Here is an 8,636-nt window from a genome sequence, read left to right on the forward strand (position 1 = left end):
TCTTGTTTGAACTGGTCAAACCGGATTTCGCATCGGCTGAATCTTCCAATAAGTGAGCGAACGCCACAGCCATTCTGCTGGGCCAAATCTGAAATAGCGAAGCCAAATTGGAGATACGATGAGCTGAACAACCCATATCGCCAGCACGATTAGCACTTGTCCGGCGCGCTCCACTTTGCCGAATAAGCCGAAGCCGTGTCCGTAAAAAATCGTGGTACAGATGAGGGTTTGGAGCAAATAGTTCGATAGCGCCAAGCGGCCAACCGCGGCAAAGGGACGGGTGAATTTCTCCAATGGCTTCGTTTGGCAAGCGAGCATCACCACACCGACATAGGCGGAGGCCATGAACAGACTGCCCCAATAGTTGAATTGCCAGCCAAAGAACATCGAATAGTCGAGCGACCAGCCGGCGGCGAAATTGCGCAACACGCCGTAAATCACCACGGGCAGGCCAGTGACAAAACCGGCTGCCAGCATCGTCCGATAAAAGCGCAGCGGGCGTTGCGCCGTGAGCACGCCCCACTTGAGCAACGCCATGCCAACCAGCATCAATCCGCCGGCGCGCCAACTTTGAAAGATCAAAAAAAGAAACGTCTGAAACCAGAAGGCCGTCGGCGCTCGCTGCGCCATTTGATCCAACCAGCCGCTTTGATAGGCAGTGATTTCTTTGGCAATAGCCTCAGCACCCGGCTTCCAACTCAGCCGCAATCCTTCGACACTCTCCGGCGGCCAGAATTGCATCGACCAACCGAACAGCCAATAAAGTAAAGCCGGCACCGCAAGAACAACAAGGCCGGTGAGGAGCAGTTTGGGCGGAGAGAGCTTGCGCAAGAGAAAAACGAGTATGGCGCACACTGCGTATGTCACCAGAATATCGCCATACCACAGCAGATAGGCGTGCATCATGCCGATGACGAACAGCCAAAAAATGCGGCGATAATGCAAACCGGCGGCGCGGCGCTCTTTCTCTTCCGCTCTGCCGCTCATCAACACGATTCCGGCGCCGAACATGATCGAGAACAGCGTCATGAATTTTTGATCGCCGAAAACGTGACTCAAAATCCAGACCCATTCGTTCCAACCGCTCAGGTCGCCGTACGCGGTGGGATTGATGTACGCCGCTCCGATCATCGCGTAGCTTTGGATGTTCATGATGAGAATGCCCAGCACCGCGCAGCCGCGCAAGACATCCAATGACGTGACTCTTTCAAACGGAGAAATTGGCGTAACAGCCTGGTTGGTGTATGACTTTAGCTCCTCTCATGGCGCCAGGTTAAAACCATCTTACGCCTTTTCAATCAGCCACATCGCGCAGGCGACGTCCCGTTCCAATATTTCACATTCCTGTCTTTCCTGCTCCAAAAACTCGCTGAGAGCATCGGCAAGTTCCGGATGAGATTTGACTATTGCGCTGGCACTTTGGGTGATAAACGCCGTGTTGCGCTGGTTAACTTGTTTCATCTCGGCTACTGAAAAGATTTTTTCTTGGAGGATCTTATCACCGTGCGCCGTGAGCTGATGAATGGTTTCTTCATGCGAAGCATAATACTCATAGCCGGGAAATGCGATGGGATCGTTTGTCAAACGGAAGCCGTCGTCGATAATCATATAACCGTGAGGGTGAATGGCTTCTCTGAGGCGCCCAACGCATTGGGCAACCGATCCCAGCACATCGCCAACTGCGGTATAAATGGCGAGGTCATAATTGCTCGCACTGTTCAGCGCATGCCGCATATCCGCACACGTGAATGTGCAAAGCTCGGCTACGTTCGGTTCTTGCGCTTTTTGGCGAGCTGCCAAAACAAACGGCTCAAAGAAATCAAATCCGAAGATTTGATAGTTGAGCTCCTTGGCCAGAGTGATCGCAACGGCGCCTTTGCCGCAGCCCAAATCGATGGCACGGGTTGATCGGGGCGGCAACCCCAGGCGACGCAGCCATGCGACGATGATTTCGGGGGCACTGCCAATCGCCCAGAGGTCGGCGAAAAGCTCCGGGAGATATGGCAGAAGCTCCGGTGCTATTCTGAAATACTCGTGGACTTCATGATTGGTTTTCGTATGCATGCTTCGCCTCAATTGGTAAATAAAGATCAACCACCAAATCATGCTCGGGCGCCGACAGATCGTGCACTTTTTCAAGCTCGTGCGTGTTGCGCCATTGGTATGGACTGTCTTGCACCCAATTCCACAGCTTCATCCACACTTCTTGAATCGTTCCCTCCGGATCGCCGATTAGCTTACACGTGGTGACGGCATACAAACCACCCGGAAAATCCTTGATGGCGATGTCGCCTTCCGCCTGGATTTCCGGGCCGATACTGATCCAAAACTCGTAGCCGTACTCCTTCTGCTCTTTGGAAGGGCTGGGGTTGTTGAAGCCGAAAATGAGATGCTGGTCTCTGTCATCAAGCAACCCCATCGGTTCTGCCCACGCGCGCAACTTCTCCCAGGCGTCGCGTTCGGGTGTTTCGCTGAAAGCGCGGACGCTGGCGACGCGCATCGGCGCCAGCGCCACGAGGTCAACTTGCATCATTTGACTTTTCTTGCCGTTTGTTCCACGCCGCCTTGCTTCAAGATCAAGCTCGCGACGTTGCCGGCCTCATCCTTAACAAACGTGAGATCGGCCTTGACGACTTGCAGGAAATACTCCGTTGCCGAACGCGGAAAGATTTCAAATCTCGGCTGGCCGGTCAATTGCGCAAACAATTGCGCACCTTCCTTGGTAACGGTGATGATCACGCCGGGCGCCAGCTCGTATTCGCCGACATACGCATCATAAACCGCCGGATCGATCTGCGCCGGAGTTTCTTCTTTGAATCTCGGCACCGTGAGCGTTTGTCCGCCTTGCCGATGGATGCCGTGAACGACCTCGCCCTTTTCATTTTTCACGAAGGTGATTTGGGCATCCACCACTTTCCAGAAAAACTCGGTTTCGGAGCGGGGAAAGATTTCAAACTGCGGCTGGCCGGTCAATTGCGCGAGCAGCTTGTTGCCGTCGCGGGTGACCATCAGAATCGCGCCGCCGGGATACTCATACTTTCCCACATAGGCGTCATACAGCTTGGGATCGACCGTCGCCGTCGCGTATGATTCCTGGCTCTTCATTTTCTCCCACAGATAAATCTGCGCAATCTCTCGCGTGAGACCGCCGGGATTCAAATCGCGCCCCGGCGCACAATTCGTCAACACAGTCACCGTCATGTTGTGTTCGGGATAACGCGCCAAGCTGGTGACAAAGCCATGCAGTCCGCCGCCGTGCGCGATTTCTTTGATGCCGCGAAAATCGCTGATCGACCAACCATAGCCGTAGCCATCTCCGGCGGTTTGCGGCTTGCTGCCATCTTTAAGCGTAACCGGCGTGAATGCCGCAGCGAGGTTCTTTTCACTCAGAACGTTGCCATTGAACACCGCTTCATTCCACCGATACAGATCCGTCACCGTTGAATACAGCGCGCCCGCGCCGCCGGCGCGCGACATATCCCAATTTTGCGCCTTTTGAAATTTGCCATCGACGTAAGCATAGCCGGTGGCTTCGTGCGGGAGAACGTCGCTCCAGCGGTGCACATCTGTATCGCTCATGTTGAGCGGCTCGAAAAATGTCTTCTTGAGATAAGCCGCATAAGGCTCGTTCGCGAGTTTACTGACGAGGTATCCGAGCAGAAAATAGCCGGAGTTGTTGTACCGCCATTGCGCGCCGGGATCGAAATCATACTTGTCGTTTTTGAAGCTCGCGATCAGACTTTCAGGCTTGACTTCGACCGTGACGGTTTGCATGAAATCCGGCTTGCTGGTGTAACTGTGAATGCCAGAAGTGTGCGTCAACAAATGGTGAATGGTCACTTCATTGCCGCGCGGATAATCCGGGAGAAATTTTGAGAGAGTATCTTGCACGCTGAGCAGGCCGGCCTCCTGCAATTTCAGAATCGCGGAGGCGGTGAATTGCTTCGTAATCGAGCCGATGCGGAATTTGGTTTCCGTCGTGACCGGCACACGATGTTCGAGGTTCGCGAAGCCGAAGCCTTTCTGATAAATGATGTTACCGTTTTGCGCCACCAGCACCGCGGCGCCCGGCGTTTCTCCCGCGGTTGCGTCCGTGAAAAGCGCATCGACAAGCGTTTCCGGGGCCGGCATGGCGATCTTTGGATCTGCGCCCTTTTCCAGCAGCAGTTTGGCAGCGCCTTCACGACCGTTGATTTTGGCGGAATGCAAAGCCGTCAATCCAAATTTGGTTTTGCTGTTGGCGTCCGCGCCATGCGTCAACAGCAACTTGAGCGCATCAAGATTGCCGCGCTCGGTATAGGAAATCAGTTTCTCTGTGAACAATGTGGGACCGATCACGCGCGCGCAAAATCCCCAGGCCTGCTGCATATCCTGAACTTTGAGCAGGAGCTGATTCTTTCCTTTTTTGAACGAAAGAGAAAAAAGATCGTCGTCCTTGACCACCGCCCGCCCAATCCAATTTTCATGCACCAGTTGGCCGTTCAACCAGACTTTGACGCCGTCGTCGCTGCCCAATGCCATGAGCATGGTCTTTGCCTCCGGCGCGTTGATCTCTGCCCAAGCATAGGCAACAACAAAGTCGGAATCCCCAAAGGTTTGCGTCAAATCCACGATGTCTTGCGGTGCTTGCACGAAGCGCCACTCGTATTTTTTCCCGCCAATTTGCTGGTTTTGGCCGGGTTTAACGGCGGCAAGCTTGGGATTGATGAATTCAACACCAAAGGCCTTTTTCTGCGTTTCTTGATCTTCAGGTTTGGGTTTGACCGGGGAAATCGGCAGTGGCCCCAACACCAACCATTTGGTCATGAACTGGTCGGGCTGCAAGCCGGCATAAGACGCGGTCTCTTGCGAAGCCGAACGCTGCGCCGGGTTTTGGGCTTGTACTTGAATATTCGTCAAAACGAATATTGCGCAGAGTGCGAAGATGAAGAGAAGCGCGGATTGATTGCGTTTGAGAGACATGATTCCCTTCCTTTCGATTATGATGGCTCTGTTACGGTTAGATAGAAATGTCATCCCGCCGTGGCGGGAACTTGTTTCTAACCAGCACTGTACTCAGTCGGAACAAGATGTTTCCAGCATGACATGGGTGGTTGTCCACCAATAACTGAGAGATTCCTTTCAATTGCTGATTTTAATGTCAATCAGCTTTTTGACGTGCTCGACGTCTTTCGGAGATTTGACTTCAATGCGAATGCCGCGGCCTTCTGCATATTTTCGCGCCTTTCTGAGTTCGTTTTTGAGAGCTTCCGGCAAATCACTTTTCTCAACCGCGGCCACGGCTTTATCGCCGAATACAAAAGCCAGCCGGAAAAGTCCTTGCAATGGAGTGAAGAAAAAGAGATTGCGCTTCTTGAGTAGAACCTTCAAAGTCCAGCCGGATTTGGCGTTGTAGAACTTCCATTCTTCCGTGAAGTCGCCGTGCTTTTGCATGATGTGTTGCTTGAGCGCTTCCCAGAAAGTGGCATTTTCGCCGAGCACACGTGCGAGTCGGTTGCCGTCCGGTTGGATCGACTTGTCCATAAATACATTCGTCTCCATAGAGTATTCTTCCCTTTGCATGTTGTAAGTCTGCGTTAGGACTACTGGCGCAGCAACAAACCGGCGACCGGCATCAGGATCATCACAAAGAAAACCGCGCCCATCACCCAATTCAGCCATTTCTTCTCCGGGTGATTCACCCAATAAAACAGAATCACGGAAAGCAGCAGCGCTTGCGGCACGACTTCCAACCAACCTACTAATTGATCCAATATCGGAATGCGGGTATAAATCATGCCTTCGATGGATCCCGGTGGCGGCCCAAAAGTCGAGAGAATGCCCAATGCCACCAATAACCACCATAAGATCAGCCAGCCGTTTTTCCTTCCGAACAAAATTTCCCGCAGCGGATAGAACGCCAGCGCGAAGATCAAGCCGCGAATCGGCTGGAGCAGTGGCCCGGCCATGATCAGTGGGTCATCGAGTTGCCGCATCCAACACGCCATCTCGGGACGGGCGAACCTTTCGGCATAATTCAGAAAAGTCGAAGCAAGAATTCCCATCAAGAAGTAAGTAATGGTATGGACGACGATGGTCTTGATGGCTAAAGTCATGAAGCTTGGTTGATTGTTACTCATTCTGGCACTCCTTTCCGCGTTATTAGAAAATTGGAACCGGAATTCCGTCCCACTTTCCTCTATCCATCCTCTGTGAAATTTTCACAACCCGTCTTTCTCGCAAATCGACGAGAAACTCGAGAATAGGATTAAAGCCGAGGCTGCTCTTCACAATCTCTTCCCCTCGCGCTTCGGAAGATGAGAGAATCGGCTCGGTGATCAAGATCACAAGAGAGTCGCTGTTAAAGCGGGAGGAGTTGCCATGACCGCCGGGATTTCCTATCACATCGTGAGCGTGTCCCATGCCTTCCAGCCCAAGCTCAGGGATGTTCCATTCGTGCGGCACGATGTACAGCAACAACTTGCGCGAGGCGCGGCCGGCCAGCAACGATTGCACACTCGCCTCAGCGGTCGCAATGCGGATTGCTTCCGCTGCTTTCTCCTTTTCAAGCGGCGCGACAGAGACCGCGGCTTGATCATCGCTGTAAACTGCGGTGAGCCGTGACAGCGCATAGTCGCGTGCGGCAAATCCGGCCGCGGCGACGAGTCCCATATAGATCACGTACACGACAAACAATGCAAGAATTCTCGATGCACCTGCTTTCGGGAACAGAGCGGGAATTCTTGACAGCCTGGCTTCCAGAGATTTGGGGAGAAACCTGCCGGTCTGCTCGAGATACTTTTGGTAAGATTCACCGTATCGCTGCAAACAATACTTTTCCTCTGACTTTGCAAGGAAGTAATAAAGAAACAGCATGGTCGCGTACATCAGGTACGCGATGAACCGCGGCCAGTAAATTGTGCATCCCAGTCCGACCAGCGCCAACGCCGCATACTGAGGATGGCGGATCACCCGATACAGACCGCGCGAGACCTGCCCTGTCCCCCTGAACTTGGCCCAATAAATCTGAACAAAGCCGGCCAAGAAAAGAACGAGTCCGATTAGTATCACCGGCCAGGCCATGAGCTGCAAGACAGAAATCACGAAACTGCTCTGGTGCGAGAAGTGGGGCAAGATGCTGAGCGTCAGGAATGCAGTGGTCTCGTGCGATTGCAGCCATCGCAGCGGCGGCGCGTACAGGGAGTAGTAATACAAAGCAAACGGGCTGATCATGTAGAGAATCTCGAAAACGATCACCGCATAGGCCAGCCATGCCGAGGCGGCCAGGCCCTTGGACAAACTTTTGGGGTTGTGCATACAGCCTCCTTCGTTAATGGTTCGTGCAATGATAACGAAGGAGTACTGCAGATTCCTCGCCATCCGATAAGGTCGTCAGTTTATCCCATCGGCGCAGAAGGCAAACTGCGCTCAGACGGTGTGCTGTCTGCGAAACTGCGAGGGAGTGGATTTGATGAACTTCTTGAAGGCGGCGTTGAACGCTGAAAGCGAATTGAAGCCCGCGTCGAACGCGATAGACGCGATGCTCCGGTTGTTCATTTTGGGATCGAGCAGCAGCCGCTTGGCTTCCTCGATCCGTTGGGCATTGATATAGTCATAGAAATTCGAGCCGGTCTTTTCGTTGATGATCTGTGAGAGGTGGTGGAGAGGAATGCCCAACTTTTGCGCCAGGCATGAGAGACCGATATCCTTATCCAGATAGAGTTTCTCTTTCTCCATCACGATCACAAGTTTTTGGAATTGCGCCTCCGCCATTTTGGGCGTGAGCGATGATTTTTCGTATTTCGGAGATTCCGTCGAGATGACGATCTTCGGATCGAAGACAGGAGCTGAAAACACCTCGGGCTGCATGAAACCGAAATAGCCGATGAGATAGATCACAACGCAGCTTGCTCCCCACACGACGTCCCAATTTCCGGCTTTGAAGAGAACGTCAAACATGCCGGCGAATATCCAGAAAATCGTGAGCGCGACGACGAACACCCGCAGCCAGTTAAGACTGATTTTCTGAAACGAGGAGAAATTGTTTTTGATCACACGCGCATGCCGCGACAACACGACATTGGCGGCCGCAATGTAGATGATGATAACGATAGAAGCCAGGGCATGCAGCGTGCCAGCAAGCACGGCCGCTTGCGGGAGATCGCCGGGCGCCATCAACAACGGCAAACCGAGCAACAGGGCTGCTCCGAAGGGAAGAAGATGGAACGCATGCTTCTTCTCAATCCGGAATTGGTACGCGGTGAGGGCAGCCGTGTAAAAATAGACCAGCGGCGCACATAAGATCATCAACAGGCTGATGAGGGTTTTGTGATTGTCCGCCAGCGGCAAAACACCGGCGTGCGAGAGCACGTGCAGGAGAATGGAGGCCGACAGAATCGCCAATATCCCGGCAAGAATTCTGTTGGCGATGCGGTTGTCCCTGCGCTTAAGCAGCAGCAACATGGAGAGAATCAGCCCTTGCGCCGCCCCGACAAAAAGAATTGCATTTGTAAATGTAAACATTCAAAAGTCCGATATTGAAATGGACAAAAAGCAGCAGACGTCATATTCTGCTTTATGTTATTGAGTTTTGCATAAATAATAGGAATATCAGATCTCCCATGGAAGATCTGACGCTTTGATGCACGCCCTAAGAA

At 52.8% G+C, this 8,636-nt stretch carries 9 protein-coding genes; all 9 read right to left on the reverse strand.

All coding sequences use genetic code 11. The features are described 5' to 3' along the window. Window positions 1-15: 15 nt before the first annotated feature. Window positions 16-1,194 (reverse strand): DUF418 domain-containing protein, encoded by a 1,179-nt coding sequence (locus tag L6R21_23100; protein MCK6562099.1) that lies wholly within the window; start codon window positions 1,192-1,194, stop codon window positions 16-18. Between the two features lie 90 nt (window positions 1,195-1,284). Beyond that, on the reverse strand, window positions 1,285-2,064 hold the full coding sequence (locus tag L6R21_23105) for a class I SAM-dependent methyltransferase (GenBank protein MCK6562100.1): 780 nt from the start codon (window positions 2,062-2,064) through the stop codon (window positions 1,285-1,287). Beyond that, window positions 2,042-2,515 (reverse strand): GyrI-like domain-containing protein, encoded by a 474-nt coding sequence (locus L6R21_23110; GenBank protein MCK6562101.1) that lies wholly within the window; start codon window positions 2,513-2,515, stop codon window positions 2,042-2,044. The genes L6R21_23105 and L6R21_23110 overlap by 23 nt, the downstream gene beginning before the upstream one ends. Before the next feature lie 14 nt (window positions 2,516-2,529). Beyond that, window positions 2,530-4,962 carry a serine hydrolase gene (locus tag L6R21_23115; GenBank protein ID MCK6562102.1) on the reverse strand — a complete coding sequence of 811 codons (2,433 nt, stop codon included), beginning with the start codon at window positions 4,960-4,962 and terminating at the stop codon, window positions 2,530-2,532. A 159-nt stretch (window positions 4,963-5,121) separates the two neighbouring features. After that, window positions 5,122-5,661 (reverse strand): DUF3788 domain-containing protein, encoded by a 540-nt coding sequence (locus L6R21_23120; GenBank protein MCK6562103.1) that lies wholly within the window; start codon window positions 5,659-5,661, stop codon window positions 5,122-5,124. After that, on the reverse strand, window positions 5,583-6,119 hold the full coding sequence (locus tag L6R21_23125; protein MCK6562104.1) for a hypothetical protein: 537 nt from the start codon (window positions 6,117-6,119) through the stop codon (window positions 5,583-5,585). Before L6R21_23125 ends, L6R21_23120 begins: the two co-directional genes overlap by 79 nt. A gap of 22 nt (window positions 6,120-6,141) precedes the next feature. Further along, complete coding sequence (locus L6R21_23130) at window positions 6,142-7,296, reverse strand: isoprenylcysteine carboxylmethyltransferase family protein (protein MCK6562105.1); 1,155 nt, start codon at window positions 7,294-7,296, stop codon at window positions 6,142-6,144. A gap of 111 nt (window positions 7,297-7,407) precedes the next feature. Beyond that, entirely contained in the window at window positions 7,408-8,442 is a 1,035-nt protein-coding gene (locus tag L6R21_23135; GenBank protein ID MCK6562106.1) for a helix-turn-helix domain-containing protein, read from the reverse strand. An 8-nt stretch (window positions 8,443-8,450) separates the two neighbouring features. After that, on the reverse strand, window positions 8,451-8,636 hold a 186-nt coding region (locus L6R21_23140), incomplete at its 5' end, for a hypothetical protein (protein ID MCK6562107.1).

This window comes from bacterium, from assembly GCA_023150945.1.
In the GTDB taxonomy this organism is placed as follows: domain Bacteria; phylum Zhuqueibacterota; class Zhuqueibacteria; order Zhuqueibacterales; family Zhuqueibacteraceae; genus Coneutiohabitans.

Excerpts from the sequence above, each read along its gene's own strand:
- L6R21_23125 (MCK6562104.1), bottom strand. The coding sequence starts at position 6,119 with ATGAGTAACAATCAACCAAGCTTCATGACTTTAGCCATCAAGACCATC.
- L6R21_23115 (MCK6562102.1), bottom strand. The coding sequence starts at position 4,962 with ATGTCTCTCAAACGCAATCAATCCGCGCTTCTCTTCATCTTCGCACTC.
- L6R21_23120 (MCK6562103.1), bottom strand. The coding sequence starts at position 5,661 with ATGGCTGAATTGGGTGATGGGCGCGGTTTTCTTTGTGATGATCCTGAT.
- L6R21_23105 (MCK6562100.1), bottom strand. The coding sequence starts at position 2,064 with ATGCATACGAAAACCAATCATGAAGTCCACGAGTATTTCAGAATAGCA.
- L6R21_23130 (MCK6562105.1), bottom strand. The coding sequence starts at position 7,296 with ATGCACAACCCCAAAAGTTTGTCCAAGGGCCTGGCCGCCTCGGCATGG.
- L6R21_23135 (MCK6562106.1), bottom strand. The coding sequence starts at position 8,442 with ATGTTGCTGCTGCTTAAGCGCAGGGACAACCGCATCGCCAACAGAATT.